The sequence below is a fragment of the Sinomicrobium pectinilyticum genome, from assembly GCF_003725735.1.
GTDB lineage: Bacteria > Bacteroidota > Bacteroidia > Flavobacteriales > Flavobacteriaceae > Sinomicrobium > Sinomicrobium pectinilyticum.
This window is the reverse complement of the sequence record NZ_RJTM01000225.1, coordinates 1-1,303: the sequence shown is the minus strand read 5'-3', so window position 1 is coordinate 1,303 and position 1,303 is coordinate 1. Positions and strand designations below refer to the sequence as shown.

Annotated in this window: 1 protein-coding gene; it reads left to right on the top strand. The window is 44.7% G+C overall.

Features of this window, described 5'->3' with window-relative positions; all coding sequences use genetic code 11:
- Positions 1-188: 188 nt before the first annotated feature.
- The coding region (locus ED312_RS23505) for a transposase (RefSeq protein ID WP_123218450.1) at positions 189-1,303 on the top strand (1,115 nt) is incomplete at its 3' end.

The following is a 1,303-nucleotide window of genomic DNA, read 5'->3' as shown; positions in this document are numbered from 1 at the left end:
CAATACTGTGTTACACTTTGATAAAAGTTTCTGATTTATAATGAAATAAGTGTATAAAAAGGGATGAGAAAATTTTAATAAACAATTGGTTTTCAGTATTTTAATAGTATTTTCCAAGACGTTTATAAGATATGGTCACCAAGGGTTATAACCTATACAAAACATAGATAGTCAACATATTGTTTAATATGCAAAATATCAACGCCTCCAGGCAGCGTTTCATGGTGGAGACTTTCACCCTGTTCTTGTCCATCAAGGGCCGTATCAACTTCCGACAATTGGAAAGATACAGCAAATATAGTGAACAGCGTTTTCGTATCCAATTCGAAAAGCCTTTCGATTTCCTTGGGTTCAATAAAGAACTGGTCCAACAGCACGGCAGCGGACATTACGTGATTGCCATCGATCCCAGTTACATTGCCAAATCAGGCAAGAAAACCCCGGGGCTCGGCTATTTCTGGTCAGGACAGGCCGGAGGGGTCAAACGCGGACTGGAACTCCTGGGCATGGCCGCCATTGATGTGGACAACCATACCGGTTTTCACTTGGATGCCCGCCAGACGCTAACCGATGCGTCTTGTGATAAATCACTGGCCGAACTTTATGCGGACTGTTTCGCTACCTCCAGCAATAGCTTATCCGGACTCTCCCGTGTGGTGGTAGCCGATGCCTGGTTCACCAAGAAGACCTTTATCGATACTGTTTGTGGGGCAGGATTCCATTTTGTGGGTAGGCTGCGGGACGATGCCAATCTCAGAGACCTCTACCTTGGCCCCAAAAAAAGCGGCAGGGGCAGGCCCAAAAAATATGATGGTAAAGTCATACATAAAGACATCCGTGATGACCATTTCCAAACCGTGGAACTGGAAGACGGGACTCTGGCCATGACTGCCGTACTCTATTCGGTAGCCTTGGAACGCAATATCAGGGTGGTACGGGTACCTTGTGGGAAAAAATATAAGCTGTATTTTTCTACCAACACAACATTCAATGCAACAACCATAGTGAAGTATTACCGCCTACGTTTCCAGATCGAGTTCATCTATCGGGATGCCAAACAACATACCACACTGGAAAACTGTCAGGCCCGTAGTGAGAACAAACTCGACTTCCACTTCAATATGGCACTGACCGCTACCAATCTCGCCAAGGCAGCTCACTGGTTAAACATTCCCAAAGAACAACGCGGAGCGTTCTCTATGACAGACATCAAGACCATGAACCACAACGCTTTACTCATGAACCGATTTTTTTCAACCTTTGGGATCAACCCACACTTGAACAAAAATCAGAAATATATCAA